Consider the following 25,503-nt stretch of genomic DNA (forward strand, 5'->3'; position numbering starts at 1 on the left):
TACTATTTTTTCATATATGATTAAAGAGAAAAGAGGAGATACTGTCAATGATTACTATTCTGCCTGAGGTTGTTGAAGACATCCCTGTTATACATATATTTGAAGCAAATAAACAAGAAGCCGCGTTGCCGACGATATTTTTTCTGCACGGGTTTACTAGTGTTAAAGAGCGTAACCTTCATTATGGCTATTTGCTCGCACAAAAGGGATTTCGTGTCGTGATGCCAGAAGCACTGCTTCATGGTGAGCGTCGTCCAAGCGGGGTAAGTGATACTAAGCTTAACTTAGCGTTTTGGGATATTGTGCTGCGATCGATTCGCGAAGTCGATTTGTTGCGTAAGATTTATGTTGGCCGCGGCTTAGTTGATGAAGAGCGGATTGGTGTGGCTGGTACATCGATGGGCGCTATCACAATGCTTGGTGCTTTAACGCAGTATGACTGGATTAAAGCGGGTGTTAGCTTAATGGGGAATCCGTTTTATGAGGAATTTGCGCTTGCGCTCATAGATCAAGTGAAAAAGCTGGGATTAACCGGAGACATTGATGATAGTGTTCTTGAAAGTAAGTTGGTACAACTTCGGGATTATGACCCAAGTCGCCGCATAGATGAGTTCGCAGGCAGACCTTTGTTATTTTGGCATGGAAAAAAAGACGATGTTGTGCCGTTTCATTTTGCGTATAAATTTTACGAGCAGCTTTTGGCAAAAAATATGTATGAACCGGAGAAGTTAGAGTTTATTGTTGATGATGAAGCCGGACACATGGTAAGTTGGGATGGGGCGCTGCGTCTTGTCGATTGGTTTGAAAAGTATGTATGATTTGAATCACAATGTTTTGAAAATGATTTCTTTATATTTATAATGGTAATAGTAGAAGAGATGAAAGGAGAATGGGAACGATGGATGAAGCAACAAAGGAAAATTTAATGGGCGCACTTGAAGAGGTGCTAGACCCAGAACTTGGTATAGATATTGTTAACTTAGGTCTTGTGTACGATGTGGACTTAAATGAGGATGGGCTGTGTACGGTAACGATGACGTTAACGTCAATGGGGTGCCCGCTTGCAGGTCCTATCACGGAAAATATTAAGCAGGTGTTAGCGGACTTACCTGAAGTGAAAGAAACAGAGGTTAACATTGTGTGGAGCCCGCCTTGGGGTAAGGAGCGCATGTCTCGTTACGCGAAAATAGCGTTAGGTATACATGATTAATAACGCAAAAATGGCATGATTAATTGAGAAAAAATTGTGTTATGCATGCATGAAATCCTTACGCAAAAAAAATGTGTTATGCATACATGAAATTCTTCTTACGTAAAAAAATTGTGTTATGTTTACATGAAATTCTTGCGTGAAAAAAATTGTGTTAGGAATACATGATTAAGTCGTATCGCATTTTGGTTAAGATGAACCCGACAAAACGAATTAAAAGTTGACTAACATTTAGCATCCTTTTAGGGTGCTTTTTTTTGTTAAAGTGGTGGACGGCTAATCTTGTACTCGACCGATACTTTGAACAGTGTGACGCGTTCTTCAACAATGGACAGATTGCAACAACCTCTTTTCGACTAGGGACAGTTTGTACAGGTTTTTGACCATGGACAGACGTGGAATTAATGTCTGCAAGCGATACATTCGTCTATACGTAAATTACCTCCCCGCATAGTTTATAAGTAAAATGACTAGGAGGTGAGATTATGTCAAATTATCCATTATGGTCCGATCTCCCTTATGCTGGAGAAAAGCATCCTCCTAAAAATGGTGAGACGCCGTATGCCGGATCGTGGCGAACATTTTTTATTAAGCATGGAGAGGAAGGCTTTGAAACATTAGATGGCCATCCGATTCAGTTAGCGATTCGGGACCCACATACGATTGATTGGTATAAGCAGCTAGAAGTTGTAAAAAGAACATTGGCTAAAGTAACTGAGCATGAAAAAAATGTTGCGGTATATTGGGGGAGTGGACCACCTACAAAGCAGTGGACACCAATTGCCGATATTTTAATTGATACGTATGGGGTGGAAGCACCGCGCGCGGGAAGAATTCTTGCTGCGTTGCAGGACGGTCTGAACGATGCGTTTGTCGTGGCGTGGTATTTAAAATATAAATGGCTCGTCGCGCGTCCTAACCAATTGGATCCAAGTTTAGCAACGGTGATTTGTACACCTAGACATCCGTCCTATCCATCAGGTCACGCTGTTGTTTCAGGCGCAGCAGAGGAGATTTTAGCTTACTTTTTCCCAGCTGAGCGACGCAAGCTCCATAAACTAGCTGAAGAGAATGCGATGTCAAGACTGTATGGCGGGGTGCACTATCCGATTGACAACTCGGAAGGACTGCGACTTGGAAGACAAATTGGTCGCATAGTTGTTGATGAGATAAAGCGTGACCGAGACTCGAGATGGAAGCTTATTGATACCCCATATAGAAATTATAAAAATGCGAAGTTAATTCCGCCGCCATACGAGCAGGCTATTCCATTTGATTTTAATAAAAAATGTGAATCATTGCTGTTAGAGGACTTACGTATTAAAAATAAAAATAAGCATGCACCGAAACCAAAGTTATTTTACTAATCAGTGGAAAGATTGATAAAATAAGGGTAGCACTCTCTTTATGGGGGTGTTACAATATTTTTTGTGAAATTGTTAACATTTTCTCTAGCTGGATAAAAGAGCAAGGAGCGATACATAATGAAACAGAAAGTGATTTTGGTAAGTTCAACAGAATTAGGGCGTGGCGAAAAAGAGTTAGGCGAAGGTATTTTAGAAACTTTTTTTACTTTGTTGAAGCAGCGTGAAGACAAACCACGTGCTATATTTTGTATGAATAGTGGCGTGTATGCGTTAACGGCTGATTCACTTGTATCCGTTCACTTAGCAGAGCTCGAGCAAGCGGGTATAGAAGTGCTAGCATGTAAAACATGTGTGGACTATTATAAGCTAGAGGATCAGTTGACTGTCGGAAAGATTAGTTCGATGCAACGTTTTGTAGAGCTTGCAAGCGATTACGAAGTTATAACAATTTCATAAATACATATGAGAGGTTGATGAATATGGCAAACATTCAAGCATTTATTTTTGACCTAGATGGCGTTATTACAGATACTGCTGAGCACCACTACTTAGCTTGGAAGCAATTAGCGGAGGAAAACGGGATTACGTTTGATCGTGAGTTCAATGAGCAGCTAAAAGGCGTAAACCGCATGGATTCCCTTGATTTAATCTTAAAGCGTGGCGGACGTGAGAACGATTTCACACCTGAAGAAAAAGAAGCGTTAGCAACGAAGAAAAATGATCAATACAAGCAATTAATTACTGGCATTACACCTGAGGATATTCTACCAGGCGTATTGCAGCTGTTAAAGGATATTAAAGCGGCTGGCATTAAAGTTGGTCTAGCGTCTGCTAGTAAAAATGCTTTTGCTGTTATCGATAGCCTAGGTGTACGTGAGTACTTCGACTACATGGTAGACGCAGCAACTGTTGAAAAAGGTAAGCCACACCCAGAAGTTTTCTTAAAGGCTGCTGAAAACTTAGGTGTTGATCCAGCTGATTGCGTTGGTGTGGAAGACGCAGAAGCAGGTGTGGAAGCTGTTAAAGCGGCTGGCATGTTCGCAGTTGGTGTAGGTACACCAGAAGCAATGGCTAAAGCAGATTATATCGTAACAAACACAGCTGATTTATCTTTAGCTACAATTCAAGAGAAGTACACAGCAGCAAAATAATATGTGCGTGTAGTTCGCAGTTCGCGATGCGGATGCAGTTATTAGTAGCTGCAAACGCTCGTATCATGAATACAGCATAACCAAGCTCTGTCGGTGATGGAGCTTGGTTTTTTGTTTGTTGGGGGGAGTGGCGATTTTCTTGGTAAAGTGTTAAGTATTGTTGGGGTAACGGCGGAATTCTTGAAAAACGGGTAGGAATTCTTGAAAACACGCGCGAAATTCTTGAATAACACAGATAATTTCTTGAAAAAGCGTAGAAATCTTGAAAAACGGGTAGGAATTCTTGAAAACACGTGTGAAATTCTTGAATAACGCAGTGAATTTCTTGAAAAAGCATAGAATTCTTGAAAAACGAGTAAAAATTCTTGAAAACGCGCGCGAAATTCTTGAATAACGCAGATAAATTCTTGAAAAAGCATAGAATTCTTGAAAAACGGGTAAAAACTCTTGAAAACGCGTGTGAAATTCTTGAATAACGCAGTGAAATTCTTGAATAACGCAGTGAATTTCTTGAAAAAAGGTAGAATTCTTGAAAAACGGGTAGAAATTCTTGAAACCGCGCGCGAAATTCTTGAATAACGCAGTGAATTTCTTGAAAAAAGGTAGAATTCTTGAAAAACGGGTAAAAACTCTTGAAAACACGTGTGAAATTCTTGAATAACGCTATGAAATTCTTGAAAAAGCATAGAATTCTTGAAAAACGGGTAAAAACTCTTGAAAACGCGTGTGAAATTCTTGAATAACGCAGTGAATTTCTTGAAAAAGCGTAGAATTTTTGAAAAACGGGTAAAAATTCTTGAAAACCGGGTAGAAACTCTTGAAAACGCGCGCGGAACTCTTGAATAACGCAGCAATTTTCTTAGGAAAATGTAGATTTCCTGATAACTCGCATCAGTCTTTAGTACATTCCCTAGTTACCTGACTTTTTATAGAAATGTGAAGTTCTTAACCTTTTTAAAATAAATTTTCATATATTTGTAAAAGTTTTACATGATTTTCGTGCAATAATAGATAATAACTAAATATATTTAGGAGGTTACATACTTTGATTGTTAAAAAAAGAGATTTACCAATTAAGCTTATGAAAAATGAAGCAGTATTTCGTAGATTACCTGAATGGCATCCTAAAAAATCACTGATACAGACGGATATAAGAAATCGACGATCAGGATTAAAAGGAGAAAGGGAAGTTGATTATTTTTTAAGTCTACTACCGAATGACTTTAGAATATATCAAGATTTACGACTACGGTGTAATGGCCACAAATTTCAAATGGACTTCGTAATTGATTCAGGAAAAGGATTGTATATAGTTGATGCTAAGAATAATGCTGGTCAAATCATATTTGGCAGTGATTTTAACGAATGCATTCAAGTATACGATGAGAAACGAAAAATCCTATCTAACCCACTAATGCAGGTACTTCGCCAACAAAGCCAACTTGAAAAACTACTAAAAGAGCTTCATATTGATATCCCCATAAAATCCTATGTTGTATTTACAAATCCACACGTAAAGTTAACCAAAGAACCCGGTTGTTCATACGATCTTTCAGCTGTATTTACCGTTGATCAAATTCATTTTCATTTGCTAGAGAAAGACCAAGAATATTCTAAGGTCTTCTCGAATAATAGTAGAGATAGAATGAAAGACTTCTTTCTCGCAAATCATACGCCAGAAACATACAATCCACTAGACTTCTATGAAATTGATAGTAGAGATCTTTTATCTGGAATTCAATGTCCGACATGTCATAGCTTTGAGGTGGTTCGTAGACATACTTGTATGTGTAAAGTATGTGGAAATCGTTCGCGTTTTGCTTATAAAAAAGGAATTAATGATTTCTTTCTCCTGTATGGTAGGCAGTTTACTAACAAGCAACTGTCAGAGTTTTTGGGAATTGATAGGTCGTGGGTTACTCAATATCTTGTCTCACGAACAGACATAAATGGAACGGGTAATACAAAAGCTAGAATATATCACTCTCCTTATCCACCTAACTTTTAGTCTTCACCAATTTGTCATAAAACTAATACTGTAATATCAATCATTAACCTTTATAATGAAAATATATTTGAGAACTATTATCAATAGCGTTCGAGGTGACAAAAATGGTGTTATCACAATTAAAGGTAGGGGAATGTGCTGTAATTCAGGACTTATCTCAAATCGCCCCATTAGTGAAGTATCGTCTGCTGCATCTCGGTATTACGGAGGGCACAGTCGTTAAAGTAACGCGGAAAATGCCTTTTGGAGGGCCATTAATGCTAGTGGCTAACGGGCAAAGTATTAGCATTAGACAGAAGGAAGCAGCACATATTCAGATTGAAATTAGAGCCCATTTTCAAGAAGCATCTTGTTTTGATATGCAGAGAGCTGCAAGCGTCAACATCAGAGGCTAGATTTGAGATACTTTTGAGTAAAAAAGCTACCAATCACTTCAGAACTCTAAAATAGATGCTTTTCAGAAATATTGAGGCCTAAGCTAATTACTACCTCAAGAGACACATAAAACGAACAAGACAAAAGATTGAATTCATGAACAATTTGATGAATTTAACGAAATCATACTTACACATCTAACAAGCCTCTTAAATATTTCTAAAAATGAAGGTGAAAACCATGAACGTAATAGGACTTCTTGGAAACCCGAATACGGGGAAGACGTCTTTGTTTAATAACCTGACAGGTGAATATTCGTATGTTGGCAACTGGAGCGGTGTAACGGTAGAAAAAAAGGTTGGTATTCTCCGTAGTAAGTCGGGTCAATTGATTGATTTACCGGGCGTGTATTCACTTAATCCGCTTTCGAAGGACGAAGCTGTTGTTACTGACTTTTTATTATCCGAGCATGTAGATAGTATCGTCAATATTATAGACGCATCTCAGTTAAAGAGAAACCTACATTTAACAGTACAGCTTCTGGAGCTAGAAAAGCCGATGGTAGCTGGATTAAATATGATTGATGTCGCACAAAGGCGTGGTATTTCAATTGATTACTCCGCATTAATGAACCAGCTGAAGATTGACGTTATACCGATCGTCGCGCGGACCGGAAAAGGGGTTGAGCAGCTAGAACAGCAGCTCAATAAAGGTGGACAAGCTATCCCTTTTCAACTTTATTACGGTACAAAAATCGAGAAAGCAATAACCGATATAGCTGTTCTTTTAAAAAATCAACATGTAAAAGCACGTTGGTTAGCTATTCAATTCCTTGAAGGAAATAAACGTGTAGAACTAGAAGTGCAAAAAGGTGACAGTGCTAGTAGCATCTACACAGTAAGAGATCGTCTAGAAAAGCAGCTATCAGAACCAATCGATAAGGCTATTTATAAAGTGCGAGATCAGTTTATTGATAACATTATTAAAAATGCTATTGAAGTGAAAACAAATGAAAATAAATCAATAACTGAAAAAATAGATACTATTGTCACACATCCGATTATGGGAATGCCTATTTTCTTAGCCTTCATGCTATTGTTATTTTTATTAACGTTTGATGGATTAGGAAACCCATTAGCAGATCTATTAGACGGATTTATATCAGGTCCGCTTACAAATATCCTGGCTAGTGGATTACAAGCAATTGGAGCTTCAGTTTTTATCCAGTCCCTTATTTTAGAAGGTATTGTCGCAGGGGTTGGTGGCGTGTTAGTATTTGTTCCACAGATTTTCATTTTGTTCTTTTTCATTTCTTTTCTTGAAGATTCCGGGTATATGGCACGTGTGGCCGTGGTAATGGACCGGATTATGGAAGGAATTGGGTTGAATGGGAAGGCGTTCATTCCGATGGTAATTGGATTTGGTTGTAACGTGCCGGGGGTGATGGCTGCTCGAACCATTGAACAGCCAAAGGAAAGATTACTAACAATTTTACTAACCCCACTCATGTCTTGTTCTGCTCGCTTACCTGTATATGCTTTATTTGCTGGGGCATTTTTTACAGCTAATCAAGGATTGGTTGTGTTTAGCATATACTTATTAGGTATATTAGTAGCATTGTTTGTAGCAAAGGTATTTTCTATGTTTTTCTTGAAAAATGAACAGTCAATTTTTGTTGTTGAATTACCGCCATATAGATTACCGCAGCCGTTATCATTGTGGCGCAGCACGTGGGAAAAAGGAAAAGGCTTCGTCCGAAAAGCAGGGACGTTTATTTTAGGAGGATCGGTTGTCATTTGGCTTTTATCATACGCAGGTCCGGCTGGATTTGATGTTTCGATGGATGATAGCTTTTTAGCAGCTATTGGAGGCGTGATAGCTCCTATTTTAGCTCCTTTAGGCTTTGGGACTTGGCAGGCTGGAGCGTCTCTTTTAACCGGATTTTTAGCAAAAGAAGTTGTTGTATCGACGATGAATATTATTTATCACACGTCGGATACAGACATGCTACAAGGTTTACTAGCGACTCATTATACACCGCTATCAGCATTTAGCTTTATGGTATTCATTTTACTGTACGTTCCTTGTTTGGCGACGGTTGCGACGATTCGCAAAGAAACGGCTTCCCGCAAATGGACATATATTTCTATAGGGTATGCGCTTGTTATTGCATACGTTATTTCTTTAGTAATATATCAAGTTGGTAGTCTACTCATGTACTAATCTTGAAAAAGGCAAAAATGAATGGGAGTGGATACAGCATGTTAGTGAATGTTGCGATAGGAGCAGTTGTGTTCGGGTATGCTGGCTTTACTTTGTATCGATTTGTAAAGAATAGTAGCAAAGGTAAATGTGCGGCCTGTGAACTTAGTAAAAATTGCTCTGGGAGTAGTTGCGCGGTTAATGATATAATAAAATAAGAAATTCTAGATTTAGCAATGCATAAGGATGTGAATCACTATATGAAATTGAAGTTCGCCGTAGTAACTCTATTACTATCATTTGTATTAGCAGCTTGTAATGGAGGAAATGAAGTTGAAAACGTAGCTTCTGAAGATAAAAATATTAAAGATTTGGTTCATGATTACAGTGTGGGTAACATTGACAATCAATCAGCATCTATCACATCTCACCATCTTATTGTGACGGACAGTGATGAAAATCAATCAGTGTATGATTTACCTGAAGATGAGTTTTTTGTATCAATTGCCCCTTACTTTAATGAAACACATCCCTGACTGAATCATAACTTGACAGGTTGTCAAGGCGAATTAGTTAATGAAGAATTCAAGGTGTTTATTGAAGATGTAGACGGAAATGTCTTGTTAGATGAAATGGTGAAATCACACGACAACGGATTTATTGATTTATGGTTACCAAGAGACAAAAATTACGAAGTAACAATTGAAGTCAACGGAAAAGTGGCCAAAGCTCAATTATCCACATTCGAAAATGATCCAACATGTATTACAACGATGCAATTATTATAAAAAAACAGCACCCTCGTAAGGTGCTGTTTTTTGTTAAGGTTAATAAGTAATACTACATGAAGTACGGATACACTTACATTAAGAATGTATCTTCCTAAACAGAATAGAAGAACCGAGCTTGGGGCGTTTACAAACGCACACATTCACACCCCAAATGAAAAAAATCAAGTCAAAACGCTCTAAAATATGAAAAAAACTTGATTTTAGTGAGAATAGTCACAGTCATTTCACAGAAAGTTCATATAAAATACAAATATGGGTGGTTATCTGTCGCAACAATTACATTTCACTTTCAAAAGCTAAACCTCTATGTAAAGGAAAACCCTCCATTCTCATTTGTGTATAAAACACAAGTTTGTTTTTCTAAAAAGGGTGGTTTCCATGCTACAGTTCATTGTTTGGGTTGTGTATCCATATTCGGTTCTGTTCGTGTTTATAATGGGGCTTGTGTGGCAGTATGACTATGCTATAGCAGGTGTCAATGAAAAGAATATTTTTAAAACAACGTATTCAGTGCGTGTATTGTTAAATGTGCTACTCGTCGTTATTGGAACATCATTTTTGTTTTTAAATTTCTTTGAAACAATACAACCAGACCGTCAGTTACTGATCAATTGGACTGTTAGCATACTTACTCTACGTCCAGATGTAAATTCTATTACTCAATCAACATTAGTAACAAAGATTCACCTGTTCACGTTTTTAACAATGCTATTAATGTTACCGTTTACAAGTTATATTCGTTATTTAGTCTGTCCTACTACACTACTGAAAATCATAAAAAACAAACGGTAAGAGATACTATAAAGAAAACTCGCCGATTGGCGAAGACAGAGGCGTAGTTGCACTTATGCGTTAGGGAAGGATGATTTTTGAAAAAATTCTACTTTTCTATCAGCTTAACAGGCTACCAATATAATAAAAGGCTACCAATTGGTAGCCTTTTCTGATGTCTATCTTCGTAAATTTTTAAAAATGAACACGTATTGGATTCATCTATTATTCGTGTAACAATCATATATGATTGAAGTTTATTGCAAATTACATAATTCCGGTCGATCTGTTATTCGCGTAACAATCATACACGATTGAAGTTTATTGCATATTACATAAATCCGGTGGGCAATTTTCACAGTTGATTTCATCACGTAAGTATTGCATGTTGTGAATCGTAATAACACCCTTTGCCATAGAAAGAATCCCGTTTTTACGCAATTCACTTAGCATTCTATTTACTACTTCTCGTGATGTGCCACAGAAGTTGGCAAGTTCCTGATTAGTAAGTTGAATATTAATAATTGTATCTGACTCTTGCTGCACGCCGTAGCTATTAGATAAGCGAATTAAGGTAGAGTACAGGGCCCCTTTTTTTCCGTGCAGCACAAGGTCACGTAATTTCGTTTGTGTTTTTTGGAGACTATCGCCCATCCATCTCATAAAATCAAGGGCAAGCTTCGGATTTTCAGTTAGTTTTTTTTCAAGTATTGTTTTTGATATAACTAGCGCTTCTCCAGTTTCTACCACTTTGGCATGGACGAGATGCTTGCTTGTAGTACTGAATAATGAAACCTCGCCAATAATATCATCCTTCTTTGAAACACGAAACGTTAACTCTCTGCCATCATATGTGTATTTCCCAATTTGAATCATACCAGAAAGAATAATAAACAGCTCATCAGCAGGTTGTCCTTCTTCAAATAAAAATTGCCCCTTCACTAACTCAATCCGATTCGCTTCATGACCAAGAATAGACTTCAGCTCTTGTGCCATTGTAGATGTTAGAATACTCAAGTGATCACCCCTTTAAATAGAGCTGAAAAAGACTCCATACTATAAATTAAAGCTGAAATTCATACGACCGTCAATAAAAGGGAACTAGATTAAATTTTTAGAAAATTAATAAAAATACAATTGAATTTATTTTTATGCACATATATAATGTTAAATAATTACTATTTATCCGAACGACATAGCAAGCTATGACAAGGAGGAAAAAAGATGAAAGCCGCCGTTATAGGCGCTACTGGTTATGGTGGTGCTGAGCTTGTCCGAATTTTATCAAATCATCCATATATGAAGCTGGAAGCTTTATTATCATCCTCGTCTGCGGATGCACCATACATAGAATCGTATGCACATTTATTAAATATTAATTCTTTAGTGTTACAGCCTATTGATCAGGAAATCTTACACGAAATTGATATTGTTTTTATTGCTGCCCCAACAGGTGCCTCAACAAAGCTCGTGCCAATGCTAAGAGAACATCATAAAAGAGTAATAGATTTAGCGGGAGATTTTCGCCTCAAAGATCAGCAGCAATATAGCGATTGGTATAACAAACAGGCGCCTACCGAGGCTCATTTACATGAAGCTGTATATGGATTAAGCGAATGGAACCAAAGTGATATTCAACATGCAAGTTTAATTGCTAATCCAGGCTGTTTTCCCACAGCGACGCTACTGGGTCTCGCGCCACTTATACAAGAAGACATCATTGATCCGGCCTCGATCATTATTGATGCAAAAACCGGTGTATCAGGAGCGGGCCGTTCACCAACGATGAACACACATTTTAGTGAAGTAAATGAGAATTTGAAAATCTATAAAGTTAACTCACACCAGCATATCCCTGAAATAGAACAAATGCTCAAACATTGGAACCGACAGGCTGCGCCGATAACATTTCATACGCATCTCGTTCCGATGACAAGAGGAATTATGGCGACAATTTATGCGACCCCAAAAGTCGCCATCAACGAGCAAACTTTACTAGATTTATATAAAACTAGCTATGAAAATAAGCCTTTTGTGAGAATTCGAGAGCTAGGTCAATTCCCAACAACAAAGGAAGTGTTTAGCTCGAACTATTGTGATATTGCTGTGACGATTGACGCAAGAACAGGGCGCATCACGATTGTGTCTGTAATCGATAACTTAATGAAAGGCGCAAGTGGGCAGGCCGTTCAAAACGCCAATATTATGCTTGGTTTTGATGAACGAGCAGGACTCGACATAGTGCCTGTTTATCCTTAAAAAAGTAAGAAAGTCTCGCGCGCACGTATAATTGGGGAATTATATCGCGACGAAACATAACAGCAAGGTCGAAAGGAAAAGACACAAAATAGTGGGGGAGATTATGTTAATCATAAAAAATAGCTCAAAGGTAGCGGAGGTTCAAGGGGGATCTGTCGTATCGCCGAAAGGGTATAAAGCCGATGGTGTGCACGCGGGATTGCGTTATAAAAAGAAGGATGTGGGAGTGATTGTATCCGATGTACCGGCATCTAGTGCGGCTGTTTATACATTAAATGCATTCCAGGCAGCACCACTTCAAGTAACACAGGAGAGCATTGCTAAAGAAGGAAAGCTACAAGCTATTGTAGTAAATAGTGCATTTGCCAATGCTTGTACGGGAAAACAGGGGGTAGTCGATGCGTATGAAATGCGCAAGCAGTGTGCAGAAGCTTTTTCGTTTGCAGAGCATCTCGTTGCCGTCGCTTCAACTGGTGTAATTGGTGAGTGTATGCCGATGGAAAAAATCATTCATGGTATTCAACAGCTGCGACCTACAAACGACACAGACGGTGCAGTTAGCTTTCAGCAAGCGATACTAACAACGGATACGGTCATGAAAACAGCGTGCTATCAAACACATATAAATGGTCACGCCGTAACGATCGGAGGTGCAGCAAAAGGATCGGGCATGATTCACCCGAATATGGCGACGATGTTAGCATTTGTGACTACTGATGCTAACATTGAGAGTACGTATCTTTCGATGGCTTTAAAGCAAATTACGAACAAAACATTTAATCAAATTACCGTTGATGGTGACACTTCAACAAATGATATGGTGATCGTAATGGCGAACGGTCTCGCAGGGAACGAGTCGTTAACGCCTAGTCATTCTGAATGGGATGATTTTGTAGAAGCTCTGCAGCAAACGTGTGAAAGCTTGGCTAAGCAAATAGCTCGCGACGGGGAAGGCGCAACAAAGTTAGTAGAGGTTCGAGTGGTAGGTGCAGCGACGGATGAGGATGCAGCAAAAATAGCTAAATCCATTGTCGGCTCTAGCTTAGTAAAATCTGCGATTTATGGTACAGACGCAAACTGGGGACGTATTATTTGTGCGATAGGATACAGTGGGGTGCAGCTAGATACTAGTTATATAGATATTGCACTCGGTCCGATTAAAATATTAGAGGGTAGTGAGCCGCTACCGTTCTCGGAAGAACAAGCGACAGAATACTTACAAAATAGTGATGTTACCATCGATGTTCAGCTACATCAAGGGTCTGGAGAAGGCTGTGCGTGGGGTTGTGATTTAACGTATGATTACGTCAAAATCAATGCTAGCTATCGTACATGAGGGAAGGGGATTTGTTGATGCAAGATATTGTTGTCGTGAAATGCGGTGGAAGTATTCTTCGTGAGCTGTCACATCATTTTTTCGATAGCTTGCTCGCACTGCAAGCAAACGGCTATCAAGTGGTGCTAGTGCATGGCGGGGGACCAGATATTTCAGCAAAACTTGCAGCACATCACATTCCATCGACGTTTGTTGATGGCTTGCGTTATACGTCTAATCAGGCTATGCAAATAGTGAATGATATGCTTTTACAATTAAACGAGCAGTTTGTACGTAAGCTTAATGCCGAAAATGTTGCAGCTTGCGGTGTGGGTACGGTGTTACAAGCAGCTTTTAAAAATAAAGAAAAGTATGGATATGTTGGAGAAGCAACGGCTACTGATGTGAATGCGATTCGAATCATATTAAATGATAAACATATCCCTGTTATCGTTCCGCTTGGTATGACAGAAAATGGTGAGCTTTTAAATATTAATGCTGACAGTGCAGCAGGTGCTATCGCTCGTGACTTGCAAGCGAGGCATTTGCTATTTGTTACCGATGTTCCTGGTATATTAGTTAATCGAAACGTACTAAAGGAAGCAACGAAGGATCACATTGAGCAGCTCATTGAGAATGGGACCATTTATGGAGGAATGATTCCTAAAGTTAAATCAGCTCTGACATGCTTAGAACATGGTGCAAATCAAGTGATGATTGTTGCGGAAAATTTCTATGAAGGAAATACAGTAAAGGGGACGAAAATTGTGGAGAAGAAAACATCACATCTTTTTCCGACTTATGCCCGCTGGTCGCTTCATATTGAGTACGGGGAAGGTAGCTATTTATATAGTAAAGACGGGAAAAAATATTTAGATTTTGTATCAGGCATTGCCGTATGTAATCTCGGTCATCGCCATCATGCAGTTGAGAGTGCTGTTTCGGAACAAATGCAAAAGTATTGGCACCTATCGAATCTATTTCCTATTTCATTACAGGAGGAAGTAGCAGAGATATTAACAAGCCATAGTGATACGGACTTAGCCTTTTTTTGTAACAGTGGTGCAGAGGCAAATGAGGCGGCTATTAAACTAGCACGCAAATATACGAAACGACATAAAATTATTACTTTTGAAAAATCATTTCATGGTCGAACGTTCGCTACGATGTCAGCGACAGGGCAAGCGAAAATCCATGATGGCTACGGACCATTATTACCAGAGTTTGTATATCTTCCGTTAAATGATAGTGACGCCTTGGAAGCAACTATGAATACAGAAGTGGCGGCTGTGATGGTTGAAATCGTGCAAGGTGAGGGTGGTGTTGTAGTAGCACAAGATGAATTTTTACAAAAGCTTGCTGCACTTTGTCAACAAAACGGTACCCTATTAATCGTAGATGAAGTACAAACTGGGATTGGCAGAACAGGAACTGCATTTGCCTATCAGCATGTGCCACACTTATCACCTGACATTATTACGTCCGCCAAAGGCATTGCTAATGGCCTACCTCTTGGCGTGATGCTCGGGAAAATGAATTTGGCAGAAGCGTTTGGGCCAGGATCACACGGTTCGACATTTGGCGGCAATCCTCTTTCACTTGCGGCTGCTAAAGCAAGTCTTGAGATTATTTTTAATGATGCTTTTTTGCAAACTGTCTCTGAAAAAGGCTGCTATTTACGGGATGAGCTGAAAAAGCATGTTTATACCATACCGTTTGTAAAGGATATAAGGGGAAAAGGATTAATGATAGGGATTGCTTGTGAGGTTGATGTATCGTCCGTTATTGTTGAGCTACAGCAGCAAGGACTTCTTGCTTTAACAGCTGGTCCAAACGTTATCCGCTTGTTGCCTCCTTTGACTATTTCACAGCAAGAAATGGATGAGGCTGTAACGATTATTACGGATGTATTAAACAACTATTGTGTATAAATAATGTATTTTTTTGAAGTTTAGTGAATAAATATACAAATATATTTATAAAAATTAGAGGTGTCACGTATGCAAGCATATATACATTTGCAAACAGGTGAGAGTTTTACAGGGGAAATCAGTCCTTCGTTAAGTGAGAATGTAACTGGTGAGCTTGTATTTTATACAGGAATGACGGGTTATCAAGAGGTACTAACTGATCCGTCGTATAAAAACCAAATTGTCGTGTTTACGTACCCGCTAATTGGCAACTACGGAATTAATGCGACAGACTTTGAAAGTAAAAAGCCACATGTGGCCGGCGTAGTTGTAAGGCAAAGCTTTGATAGTTTTTATCACTATGAGGCAAAACAAAGCCTTCGCGACTATTTACAAGCATGGAACATTCCACTTCTTGAGCATGTTGATACAAGAGCAGTTGTAAAAAAAATTCGTCATGCAGGGACGATGGCCGCCACCATTAGCACCCGTAATGATGTTACATCTCCCATGAACCAACTGATAGCATCACCTGTTTCGCAAGTGTCAGAACCAGCTATAAAAACAATGGGCATAGGACGAACACACATTGTGATGATTGACTTTGGCATGAAGTCTTCTATTGCTGAGGAGCTCATGAAACGCGATTGTCGTATTACTGTTGTGCCATACAATACGGATGCAGACAAAATAGTAGCGTTAGCTCCCGACGGCATTGTTTTATCTAATGGACCAGGTGACCCTAAGCAGCTGCAAATGCAGGTGCCCGTGCTAGCGAAGCTATTAACAAAGTACCCAACGCTAGCGATTTGTCTAGGTCATCAACTTGTAGCATTAGCGTTTGGAGGAAATACAATAAAGCTTCGTTTCGGTCATCGAGGTGCCAATCATCCAGTCAAAGATGTAATAACAGGTAAGGTATTTATGACGTCGCAAAATCACAGTTATGTTGTGGATGAAAACTCGCTTGTAAATACCCCTTTATCTGTTCGGTATCGACATGTAAACGATGGAACAGTGGAAGGGTTAATGCATAAGTCGTTGCCGATTATGACAGTGCAGCACCACCCAGAAGCACATCCGGGACCAGCAGAATGTGCCTATGTATTTGATGACTTTTTACAATTGATTCAGTCAGTTAGGAGAAAAGCATATGCCTAAAGATGAGACGGTATCGACAATACTTGTTATCGGTTCAGGTCCAATCGTCATTGGCCAGGCGGCTGAATTTGATTATGCTGGTACACAAGCTTGTATTGCATTACGCGAGGAGGGCTATCGAGTCGTCCTTGTAAATAATAACCCTGCTACCATTATGACAGATGAGCAGTATGCAGATGTTGTATATTTTGAACCGTTAACGATAGATAAAATTGAAGAGATCATTCAAGTTGAAAAACCAGATGGATTGCTCGCGACTCTCGGAGGGCAAACAGGTCTAAATTTAGCATACGAGCTACATGATGCAGGTGTGTTAGCAAAGTATGAAGTGCGCCTACTTGGAACGCCGATTGATTCTATAAAAAAAGGCGAGGACCGCGAAGCGTTTCGTCAGCTTATGTACGAACTAGAGGAGCCGGTGCCTGAAAGTGATATTATTACGTCGTGGCAAGAAGCTATCATGTTCGCTCAGCACGTAGGATTTCCTATCATCGTTCGCCCAGCGTATACATTAGGTGGAACAGGTGGCGGGATTGCCTCAACTCTTGAGGAGCTTGCACAAATCGTTCAAAATGGCTTGCGAGAAAGTCCAATCAAGCAATGCTTAGTTGAAAGAAGTGTTGCCGGCTATAAAGAAATTGAATATGAGGTTATGCGTGATAAAGATAATACGTGCATCACTATATGTAATATGGAAAATATCGATCCAGTTGGGATTCACACAGGTGATTCAATCGTAGTTGCTCCATCACAAACGTTAACAGATCAGGAATATCAAATGCTACGAAACGCTTCTATAAAAATAATCTCTGCACTAGGCATTATCGGCGGCTGTAATATTCAATTTGCACTAGACCCTAATAGTAAGCAATATTACTTAATTGAAGTAAATCCGCGTGTTAGTCGCTCGTCAGCTTTAGCATCAAAAGCAACGGGCTATCCAATTGCACGTATGGCTGCGAAGCTAGCTGTTGGGTACTCACTTGCTGAGCTTACTAATCCTGTTACAGGTGATACGTACGCTAGCTTTGAACCTGCTTTAGATTACGTTGTTGTCAAATTTCCACGCTGGCCGTTTGACAAATTCCCAGACGTACAACGAACGCTTGGCACGCAAATGAAGGCGACTGGTGAAGTTATGGCAATCGCCCGCACATTTGAGGCCGCGTTACAAAAGGCTGTTCGATCATTAGAGCTTGGTTTTATCAATATAGAAATGGCTACATTTACTCAATTATCAGTTAACGAATTAATAAATATAGTAAAGCAGCAGGATGATCGCCGCTTATTTGCACTAACTGCTCTGCTGCGTCATGGCAAGAATATAACAGATTTACATGACTTAACGAAAATTGACCATTTTTTCTTACACAAACTACAAACATTGATTTTTTTCGAAAAAGAAATGATAACGTCTGGACCGACAAATATTCCATTGTTAAAAATGTTAAAGGAATATGGATTTAGTGATGCTTATATTGCAAGTGTGTGGGGAATCAGTGAGAAAGAGCTCCGCGACATTCGTAAACAAGCTCGTATAATAGCAGCATACAAAATGGTTGATACGTGTGCAGCAGAATTTGAAGCGGTAACATCATATTATTACTCTGATTATCACGGCGAGAACGAAGTTGCTCATACAGGTACGAAAAAGAAGGTACTTATTATCGGTTCAGGGCCGATACGAATAGGGCAAGGTATCGAGTTTGATTATAGTGCGGTACACAGTGTAATAGCAGCACGAGAAGAAGGCTATGAAACAATTTTACTAAACAACAATCCAGAAACAGTAAGTACAGACTATGAAACGGCCGATAAGTTGTACTTTGAACCTTTGACATTTGAGGATGTTATGAATGTCATTGAGGCTGAAAATATCACGAACGTGCTTGTACAATTCGGGGGACAGACAGCGATTAATCTAGTCAAACGCTTTGAAGAAGCTGGTGTATCTTTAGCGGGCACTACTTCGGATGTGATAGATGTACTTGAGGACCGCGAAAGATTTTATCACTTGTTAGACGACTTAAATATCCCACACATTCCAGGTACTATTGCTACTACTGAAACAGATGTGTTGAGCAAGGCAACACAACTAGGCTACCCGCTATTAATAAGACCGTCGTATGTGATTGGCGGACAAGGCATGACCGTTATTACATGTGAAGAGGATATGCTGATGCTCACAAGTCAGTATCCACAAGAAACGTATCCACTTTTACTAGATGCATATGTACCTGCTAAGGAAGTGGAGGTAGACCTTGTAGCCAATGGGGAAGAGATTGTGAGCTTACCGATGATTGCCGAGCATGTTGAACGTGCAGGCATACATTCTGGCGACAGTACTGCGATATTTCCTGCTCAATCTATTAATGAGGATGAAGAACGCAAGATTATGACCTACGCTCGTGCCATTTGTCAAAAGCTCGCATTTAAAGGCATTATGAACATTCAATATGTGATAGATCAAGGAACAGTCTATGTATTAGAGGTAAACCCACGAGCCAGTCGGACAGTGCCAATCGTGAGCAAGCTTTCTGGGGTCCCTTTAGCGCAAATTGCGACAAAAATATTGCTTGGGAAATATATTTCGACAAAAATGGATTGGCAACGTAACTATCCGTTTGTAGCTATTAAATACCCTGTTTTTTCTACACAAAAAATAGTCGGGCTAGATCCTTTGACAGGGCCAGACATGAAGTCAACAGGAGAAGGCTTAGCGATAGCGAGCAATATTAATGAAGCAATGAGAAAAAGCTTTTATACGTATATGAAGAGTGAAGGCGATTCTGTTTGGATTGATTGCTGGGAGGACCTTTCGTTTACTGATCAAGAAAAAATAAAAGAAGCTATTGTAAACGCAAATCTTTACTTACAGCTGCAATATGAAAGTGAAACAAAACCAATAGTTTTACTGAGTATGAAAAAAGATGGACTTTCAATCCAAAATCGTATAACAGCATTAAAAAATCGCATCTTTCAATGTCATGATTTAGCGATGCTATTAGCCTTTCTTGAAGCATATCAAACCAAAACGACTACCGTGTTATCACTGCAAGCTGCGATAAAAACAATTGAGGTGAAGCAATTATGAGTACACTATCGAAAAGCTTAAAAGGGCTTGATGTTTTAACGTTAAAGGAGTTTACGGAAGAAGATATTTTATTTTTAATACAACAAGCTCTTACATTAAAAGCTAAGCATGAGCAAGGAGAGATTATAACAACTTTACGTGGGAAAACTCTGGCACTAATATTTGACAAACCGTCAACACGTACTCGTGTATCCTTTGAGGCAGGAATGATGCAGCTAGGTGGCAATGCTATGTATTTAAGTGGTCGAGATTTGCAGTTAGGTCGGGGTGAGCCAATATCAGATACGGCAAAAGTACTTTCACAGTATGTGGATGCTATTATGATACGTACCTTTGAGCATTCTAAACTGGAACAATTAGCCGAGCATGCATCGATCCCGGTTATTAACGGGTTAACAGATGATCATCATCCATGTCAGGTGTTAGCTGATTTAATGACAGTTATGGAATGTAAAGGTGATTTAAAAGGTAACAAGATGGTTTACATCGGGGACGGCAATAATATGGCGCACTCATTACTAATTGGCTCTGCGATAGTAGGGATGGATTGCACGGTGATCTGTCCTAAAGGCTATGAGCCAAAAAAAGAGATTATACTGGAAGCGGAAACGTTAGCGCATGTGTCAGGAGCTAATCTCAAAGTTAGCCACGATCTAACAGATGTTAGTGGCGCAGACATTATTTACACAGATGTATGGGCAAGTATGGGGCAAGAGGAAGAAGCTACATTACGATTACAAGCATTTAAACATTATCAAGTTAACGACGAAATAGTAGGCATGGCAAAGCCAGATTATATATTTATGCACTGTTTGCCCGCCCATCGTGAAGAAGAGGTCACAGCGACAGTAATTGATGGACCGAATTCTGTCGTTTTTCAACAAGCTGGCAACCGTCTTCACGCTCAAAAAGCATTATTACAAGCTCTGCTTGCGTAAAAATAGCAAGAATATGTGTGCTGTAAAATCGAGGGGGGTTCGGTAAAAATTTGCCGAGTAGATTTTGCAGGTTATGCGTGAGTTTTTGGGGTTTATGCGTGAATTTTTGATGTTTATGCGTAAGTTTCCACGATTTATGCGTAAGTTTTCATAGTTTATGCGCGAATTTCTTGATTTTATGCGTATTTCACTATTTTTATAAAAATGTGACCAACTTTATGTGATGCACACCTTTTTGGGGTAAAAGCAAAACCCTCGCTGCATAGGCGAGGGCAATGTTTTTATCCAAAAATAGCAACGAGTGGACCGACGATTAAACAATAATATGCAAAGTATTTAATGTTACCACGCGCCATAATGTTCATAAACCACTTAAGTGAGAAATATGAAGCTACGAGTGAACCTATGAACGCGACTGTATATGGTATAGCAAGAGCATTTAAATTTGGATCTTGTGCTAAGTCGGAAAAACTTAAAAGCATGCCACCGAAGCTAACGGGTATAAACATTAAAAATGAAAAGCGTAAAGCTGTTTCTTGCTTCATGCCTAATCCCATCGCCGCAACAATAGTTGCACCTGAGCGGCTTATGCCAGGAATAAGTGCAACAGCTTGTGCCAATCCAATGATAATCGCATCTCTAAGACGTAAATCTCCATCTTGCTTACGACCCTTTAAGTTTCTAATTAACCATAAAGCAATACCTGTGACAATAAGTGTAATACCTACGAGTTGTGTTGATTCTTTAAAAATTGAGGCTATATAATCGTCCATTGTTACGCCAATGACTCCAGCAGGAATCGTAGCAATGATTAAATATATAATGAAGCGAAAGTCTGCTTTACTCTCCTCTTGTCTTGTAATTGTATATTTAATACCATTAGTAGCTAAACGAATTAGATCATTGCGATAAATAAGTAGTACAGCAAGTAACGATGCTGTGTTAACGAGTAACTCAAACGTCATCCCGATATTTTCAATTCCTAAATAATCCTGAGCGAGTACTAAATGACCGCTTGATGAAACCGGAATAGGTTCAGTAAAGCCTTGAAACATGCCTAAAAATAAATATTTTATTAATTCGTATAGTTTTTCCATTAAACGTACAACTCCCTAATTTTTTGCATATCATTAATTAAACATGGATTCCAATGTTCTGTAAAGATAATATTTTTCCTTTTATTATTAAAAACCCTGCAGGTAGAATGTTTAAGAAAAGGAATGCTCTTTAGCGCAAAAGTTTACTCATTTATTATAAAAGTAATTAGCACTTATTTCCTGTCATTAATCTAACAGTTCATTAAACAAAGTGACAAATTTGTCACTTTGTTTTCACACAGCAATAAAACCACTCTTCATCATAACTTATTGCAGCTAGTCCATCGTTATAACTAAAAACTGGTAGTAAATTAATAAATACTCAATGCAGCTTTGGACAAAATAGTAATGTCTTGATGGGTATCCATCAAGCGACCAGGCCGATAGGGAGGGTTCCAATCATGGGACAACGTAGACATTTCAAACCTGGAGATAAAGCACCAAACAATGGGCTTTATATTGAGATTGGAGAAACTGGCAGCGGCGTTATGAATCCTAAAAAACTTCGTTTGCATGCAGGTGAACGGTTCCCAGAAACATCAAATCATAACCGGATTTGGACATATTTTCCCAAGTTCTAACAACGCAGCCACTCTTGCACAGCAGGAGTGGCTATTTTTTTATGTAATTGGTGAGATTCTTGAAAAACAGTGAGAAATTCTTGAAAAAGCTAGGGATTCTTGATAAGTAGAGAAAGTTTCTTGAAAAAAGGTACAACATTCTTGAAAACGACCACAAGTTTCTTGAAAAACAGCGAAAAATTCTTGAAAAAGCTAGGAATTCTTGATAAGTAGAGAAAGTTTCTTGAAAAAAGGTACAACATTCTTGAAAACCACTTGAAAAACAGTGAAAAATTCTTGAAAAAGCGAGAATTTCTTGAAAAAGGTAAAGATTTTTTAAAAATTTACAGATCTAGTAAAACCTACAATGGCTTTAGTTCGTAATATTAATAGTTGCTCCACCGTTGCCCTTAAAATGGAGTAAGCTCTAGAACTAATAAAAATATTGGTTTGCACTTTACTTGTGACTTTTATAATACATGGTAAAATATGAATAGGTCAAAAAAGGTCAGTCTATTGTTGAGAAAACTTCCAAATGGTGTAATGAACAACAGGTGACTATGCAAGTATTAGTAACAAAAGTTTTGAGCATCTTTGTGTGAAACGTATGATTGAAAGAAACCAAATAAATACACAGGAGGGAATAGAATGGATTTTCAAAAAATGACGGAAAAGTTGCAACAAGCATTTCTTGTAACAGAATCGCTAGCTCGTGATTATGAGCATCAAGAAATTGATAGTGCGCACTTATTGTTAACGTTATTAAAAGATGAGGAGGGTCTTGCTTCCTTAATTTTTCGAGAAAATCATATAGATATTAACTCCCTTCAACAGAAAGTACAAAAAATACTTACAAAAAAACCACAAGTACAAGGTAGTTCAAATATATATTTATCTCAAGTTTTACATAAAATTTTGCAACAAGCAGAGAAAGAACAAGAGAAGTTCAAAGATGAATACATGTCTATTGAACATGTGTTGCTAGCTTTAACAAACTCAAACATAAAAGATGACACATGCCAGCTTATTCAGGAAGTTATAACATATCAGCAATTATTACAAGCATTACGAAGTATTAGGGGGAATCAAAGAGTGACATCACAAAATCCTGAAGCAACTTATAATGTGTTAAAAAAATATGGCCGTGATTTAGTGGAAGAAGTACGTGCTGGTAAGCTAGACCCTGTGATAGGACGAGATGCTGAGATTCGTCGTGTTATTCGTATTTTATCAAGAAAAACAAAAAATAACCCAGTTTTAATAGGAGAGCCTGGTGTTGGGAAGACAGCTATTGTTGAAGGGTTAGCTCAACGTATTGTTAGAAAAGATGTGCCTGAAGGGCTGCAAGGTAAAACTATTTTTTCTCTAGACTTAAGCTCTTTAGTTGCAGGCGCTAAGTTCCGCGGTGAATTCGAAGAAAGACTTAAAGCAGTTCTGAAAGAAATTAAAAAGAGTGATGGCCAAATATTATTATTTATAGATGAGCTTCATACCATTGTTGGTGCTGGGCGAACAGATGGAGCAATGGATGCTGGCAATATGCTCAAACCAATGCTTGCACGTGGCGAACTTCATTGTATTGGAGCTACAACTTTAGATGAATATCGTAAATACATTGAAAAGGACCCTGCACTCGAACGCCGCTTCCAGCAAGTAAGGGTAACAGAGCCAAACGTTGAAGATACTATTTCCATATTACGTGGTTTAAAAGAACGGTTTGAAGTGCATCACGGTGTTAACATTCATGACAGAGCGCTAGTTGCTGCTGCCATGTTATCAGACAGATATATTAGCGACCGTTTTTTACCTGATAAAGCGATTGATTTAGTTGATGAAGCATGTGCTATGATTCGCACAGAGATTGATTCTATGCCAACTGAACTTGACGAAATTATGAGAAAAACGATGCAGCTAGAAATAGAAGAGGCCGCGCTTCAAAAAGAATCAGACCTCGCTAGCCAAGATCGTCTAGCTGCTATTACTAAAGAGCTAGCAAATATGCGAGAACAGCTGACTACGATGCGTGCGCAATGGGAAAATGAAAAAGCTGGTATTGTACAAATTCAGGAACTGCGCGAAAAATTAGAGACGACACGCCGCGAACTAGAGGAAGCAGAAAATAAATATGACTTAAACAAAGCCGCCGAACTTCGTCATGGGACCATTCCGGCCCTTGAAAAACAACTAAAAGAGTTTGAGAAAAACCGCGAAGGTAGACTACTTCGTGAAGAAGTGACCGAGGAGGAAATAAGCCAAATTGTTGCAAAATGGACAGGTATTCCCGTTACAAAGCTAATTGAAGGTGAACGCGAAAAGCTGTTAAAGCTTGAAGATACGTTGAAACAAAGGGTAATAGGCCAGGATGAAGCTATTTCACTCGTAAGTGATGCTGTACTCCGAGCGCGAGCGGGTATTAAGGACCCAAACCGTCCTATTGGCTCTTTTATTTTTCTAGGTCCAACTGGTGTGGGAAAAACAGAGCTTGCTAAAGCGTTAGCAAGTAACTTGTTTGACAGTGAAGAACAAATCATTCGCATAGATATGTCAGAGTACATGGAAAAGCACGCTGTTTCTCGTTTAATTGGTGCTCCTCCAGGCTATGTAGGCTATGAAGAAGGTGGACAATTAACAGAAGCAGTTCGTCGTAAACCATACAGCGTAGTGTTATTAGATGAAATTGAAAAGGCTCATCCAGAGGTGTTTCATATCCTTCTGCAGGTTCTAGATGATGGTAGGATTACTGATTCGCACGGCCGAACTGTTGATTTTAAAAATACTGTTATTATTATGACATCTAATATTGGGTCTCAATTTTTACTAGAACAGAATGAAAAAAGTGAAGACAATGTATTGAACATGCTGCGACAGCATTTTCGTCCTGAGTTTTTAAATCGAGTGGATGAGGTTATTTTATTCCATCCATTAGGCGTTGAAGAAATCCGCGGCATAGTAGATAAACTTGTTAAAGAACTGCAGCATCGATTAGACGATAAGCATATCGCTATTACGTTATCAGACGATGCGAAATCACAAATTATTGAGGGTGGCTTTGATCCGACATATGGTGCAAGACCATTAAAACGCTACATTCAAAAGCATATTGAAACGCTTGTAGCAAAGCAGATTATCGCAGGAGCTATTTTTGATCACGATGCTATAGTGATTGATTATGACAATGGCTGGATTATCCGAAAATAGAGTATATAGAAAAGATTGTTATAATCACGGACGACGTCTTCGGTGCACGTAAAGTCATCAAAAAATCTTTAGAAAAGTGCCAAGCTTGCTTCTTGG

21 protein-coding genes and 1 pseudogene are annotated in these 25,503 nt (G+C 38.9%); 20 read left to right on the forward strand and 2 right to left on the reverse strand.

All coding sequences use genetic code 11. The annotated features are described in order from the left end of the window. Nucleotides 1–47: 47 nt before the first annotated feature. The 11 genes from EJF36_RS05955 to EJF36_RS06010 all read left to right on the forward strand — a co-directional run bounded on the left by EJF36_RS05955 (nt 48) and on the right by EJF36_RS06010 (nt 9,896). Nucleotides 48–818, forward strand: a complete 771-nt coding sequence (locus EJF36_RS05955; protein WP_125905438.1) for a prolyl oligopeptidase family serine peptidase — start codon at nt 48–50, stop codon at nt 816–818. Between the two features lie 80 nt (nt 819–898). Next, nucleotides 899–1,210 (forward strand): metal-sulfur cluster assembly factor, encoded by a 312-nt coding sequence (locus EJF36_RS05960; RefSeq protein ID WP_125905439.1) that lies wholly within the window; start codon nt 899–901, stop codon nt 1,208–1,210. A 485-nt stretch (nt 1,211–1,695) separates the two neighbouring features. Then, nucleotides 1,696–2,577: a vanadium-dependent haloperoxidase gene (locus tag EJF36_RS05965; RefSeq protein ID WP_125905440.1), complete on the forward strand. Its 882-nt coding sequence runs from the start codon at nt 1,696–1,698 to the stop codon at nt 2,575–2,577. Nucleotides 2,578–2,694: 117 nt separating this feature from the next. Beyond that, a complete protein-coding gene (locus EJF36_RS05970) occupies nt 2,695–3,033 on the forward strand; it encodes a DsrE family protein (protein ID WP_125905441.1) in 339 nt (112 codons plus the stop codon). Nucleotides 3,034–3,056: 23 nt separating this feature from the next. After that, nucleotides 3,057–3,728, forward strand: a complete 672-nt coding sequence (gene pgmB, locus EJF36_RS05975; RefSeq protein ID WP_125905442.1) for a beta-phosphoglucomutase — start codon at nt 3,057–3,059, stop codon at nt 3,726–3,728. Between the two features lie 1,045 nt (nt 3,729–4,773). Further along, entirely contained in the window at nt 4,774–5,736 is a 963-nt protein-coding gene (locus EJF36_RS05980; RefSeq protein WP_125905443.1) for a nuclease-related domain-containing protein, read from the forward strand. A gap of 104 nt (nt 5,737–5,840) precedes the next feature. Continuing rightward, the gene (locus EJF36_RS05985; RefSeq protein ID WP_125905444.1) at nt 5,841–6,131 is read left to right on the forward strand and encodes a FeoA family protein; all 291 of its coding nucleotides are present in this window, start codon (nt 5,841–5,843) and stop codon (nt 6,129–6,131) included. A 220-nt stretch (nt 6,132–6,351) separates the two neighbouring features. Further along, nucleotides 6,352–8,334 carry a ferrous iron transport protein B gene (gene feoB, locus EJF36_RS05990; protein WP_125905445.1) on the forward strand — a complete coding sequence of 661 codons (1,983 nt, stop codon included), beginning with the start codon at nt 6,352–6,354 and terminating at the stop codon, nt 8,332–8,334. 38 nt (nt 8,335–8,372) lie between these two features. Beyond that, nucleotides 8,373–8,531 (forward strand): FeoB-associated Cys-rich membrane protein, encoded by a 159-nt coding sequence (locus tag EJF36_RS05995; protein ID WP_125905446.1) that lies wholly within the window; start codon nt 8,373–8,375, stop codon nt 8,529–8,531. A 42-nt stretch (nt 8,532–8,573) separates the two neighbouring features. Then, nucleotides 8,574–9,101 carry a CueP family metal-binding protein gene (locus tag EJF36_RS21435; protein WP_185806825.1) on the forward strand — a complete coding sequence of 176 codons (528 nt, stop codon included), beginning with the start codon at nt 8,574–8,576 and terminating at the stop codon, nt 9,099–9,101. A 381-nt stretch (nt 9,102–9,482) separates the two neighbouring features. Further along, nucleotides 9,483–9,896: a respiratory nitrate reductase subunit gamma gene (locus tag EJF36_RS06010; RefSeq protein WP_125905449.1), complete on the forward strand. Its 414-nt coding sequence runs from the start codon at nt 9,483–9,485 to the stop codon at nt 9,894–9,896. A 300-nt stretch (nt 9,897–10,196) separates the two neighbouring features. Here EJF36_RS06010 and EJF36_RS06015 read toward each other — a convergent pair whose 3' ends face one another. Further along, on the reverse strand, nt 10,197–10,871 hold the full coding sequence (locus EJF36_RS06015) for a Crp/Fnr family transcriptional regulator (protein WP_125908285.1): 675 nt from the start codon (nt 10,869–10,871) through the stop codon (nt 10,197–10,199). 228 nt (nt 10,872–11,099) lie between these two features. Here EJF36_RS06015 and argC point away from each other — a divergent pair, with 228 nt between their 5' ends. The 7 genes and pseudogenes from argC (at nt 11,100) to argF (ending at nt 20,552) form a co-directional block, all read left to right on the forward strand. Continuing rightward, complete coding sequence (gene argC, locus EJF36_RS06020) at nt 11,100–12,134, forward strand: N-acetyl-gamma-glutamyl-phosphate reductase (protein WP_125905450.1); 1,035 nt, start codon at nt 11,100–11,102, stop codon at nt 12,132–12,134. A 103-nt stretch (nt 12,135–12,237) separates the two neighbouring features. Beyond that, a complete protein-coding gene (gene argJ, locus EJF36_RS06025) occupies nt 12,238–13,470 on the forward strand; it encodes a bifunctional ornithine acetyltransferase/N-acetylglutamate synthase (RefSeq protein ID WP_125905451.1) in 1,233 nt (410 codons plus the stop codon). Between the two features lie 17 nt (nt 13,471–13,487). Beyond that, a pseudogene (argB, locus tag EJF36_RS21780) lies at nt 13,488–14,159 on the forward strand (acetylglutamate kinase); the annotation flags it as partial. A 57-nt stretch (nt 14,160–14,216) separates the two neighbouring features. Next, nucleotides 14,217–15,380 (forward strand): acetylornithine transaminase, encoded by a 1,164-nt coding sequence (locus EJF36_RS21785; RefSeq protein WP_260471977.1) that lies wholly within the window; start codon nt 14,217–14,219, stop codon nt 15,378–15,380. Nucleotides 15,381–15,449: 69 nt separating this feature from the next. Further along, nucleotides 15,450–16,520: a carbamoyl phosphate synthase small subunit gene (locus tag EJF36_RS06035; protein ID WP_125905453.1), complete on the forward strand. Its 1,071-nt coding sequence runs from the start codon at nt 15,450–15,452 to the stop codon at nt 16,518–16,520. After that, on the forward strand, nt 16,513–19,614 hold the full coding sequence (locus EJF36_RS06040; RefSeq protein WP_125905454.1) for a carbamoyl phosphate synthase large subunit: 3,102 nt from the start codon (nt 16,513–16,515) through the stop codon (nt 19,612–19,614). Before EJF36_RS06035 ends, EJF36_RS06040 begins: the two co-directional genes overlap by 8 nt. After that, the gene (argF, locus tag EJF36_RS06045) at nt 19,608–20,552 is read left to right on the forward strand and encodes an ornithine carbamoyltransferase (protein ID WP_395940623.1); all 945 of its coding nucleotides are present in this window, start codon (nt 19,608–19,610) and stop codon (nt 20,550–20,552) included. Before EJF36_RS06040 ends, argF begins: the two co-directional genes overlap by 7 nt. A 281-nt stretch (nt 20,553–20,833) precedes the next feature. Here the strand turns inward: argF and EJF36_RS06050 are convergent, their stop codons facing one another. Continuing rightward, nucleotides 20,834–21,649 carry an undecaprenyl-diphosphate phosphatase gene (locus EJF36_RS06050; RefSeq protein ID WP_125905456.1) on the reverse strand — a complete coding sequence of 272 codons (816 nt, stop codon included), beginning with the start codon at nt 21,647–21,649 and terminating at the stop codon, nt 20,834–20,836. A 401-nt stretch (nt 21,650–22,050) separates the two neighbouring features. Between EJF36_RS06050 and EJF36_RS06055 the strand changes: the two genes are divergently transcribed. Both EJF36_RS06055 and clpB read left to right on the forward strand, forming a co-directional pair. Next, nucleotides 22,051–22,230, forward strand: a complete 180-nt coding sequence (locus EJF36_RS06055; protein ID WP_125905457.1) for a YjzC family protein — start codon at nt 22,051–22,053, stop codon at nt 22,228–22,230. A gap of 627 nt (nt 22,231–22,857) precedes the next feature. Then, a complete protein-coding gene (gene clpB, locus EJF36_RS06060; protein ID WP_125905458.1) occupies nt 22,858–25,407 on the forward strand; it encodes an ATP-dependent chaperone ClpB in 2,550 nt (849 codons plus the stop codon). Nucleotides 25,408–25,503: the final 96 nt, after the last annotated feature.

Source organism: Bacillus sp. HMF5848 (genome assembly GCF_003944835.1).
In the GTDB taxonomy this organism is placed as follows: domain Bacteria; phylum Bacillota; class Bacilli; order Bacillales; family HMF5848; genus HMF5848.